At 56.1% G+C, this 469-nt stretch carries 2 protein-coding genes; both read left to right on the top strand.

The annotated features are described in order from the left end of the window. The coding region (locus EOA85_RS36935; protein ID WP_206523517.1) for a flagellar biosynthetic protein FliR at positions 1-344 on the top strand (344 nt) is incomplete at its 5' end. Then, positions 341-469: EscU/YscU/HrcU family type III secretion system export apparatus switch protein (locus tag EOA85_RS36930; RefSeq protein WP_206523518.1), on the top strand; the 129-nt coding region annotated here is incomplete at its 3' end. The genes EOA85_RS36935 and EOA85_RS36930, both read left to right, overlap by 4 nt.

Genomic DNA, 469 nt, shown 5'->3' with positions numbered 1-469 from the left:
GTGTCCTGTACCGCAGCTACTTGATCTGGCCGGTGTATCAGTTTCACCCGACACTGAGCGGGCCAGGAGCAATGGAGTTGTTGGGGCTTCTCGACCGCATAATGCGCACGGCATTATTGGTATCGGGGCCTGTCGTGTTCTTCCTGATACTGATTGATATATCGATGATGCTGCTGCGTCGCTTTGCCCCGCAATTTAAGGCGAGCCAACTGTCTCCGGCAATCAAGAACATTGTCTTTCCAGTTCTCATGGTCACCTACGCTGCCTATCTGGTGGAGAGCATGAAACTGGAGGTCACACAAGCCAACGGCGCGCTGGAGTGGTTCGACAAAGTGCTGCCATGAGCGACACAAGTGAAGAGAAGACACACGCCGCCAGCCCGAAGAAGTTAAGTGAAGCGCGCAAAAAAGGACAGCTGCCGCGTAGCTCCGATTTCGTCCGCGCGGTCGGGACTTGCGCTGGGCGCGGC

It is taken from the genome of Mesorhizobium sp. M5C.F.Ca.IN.020.29.1.1 (genome assembly GCF_003997375.1).
Taxonomy (GTDB): Bacteria; Pseudomonadota; Alphaproteobacteria; order Rhizobiales; family Rhizobiaceae; genus Mesorhizobium; species Mesorhizobium wenxiniae.
The sequence above is the reverse complement of the archived record's forward strand: the minus strand, read 5'-3'. Positions and strand labels throughout refer to the sequence as shown.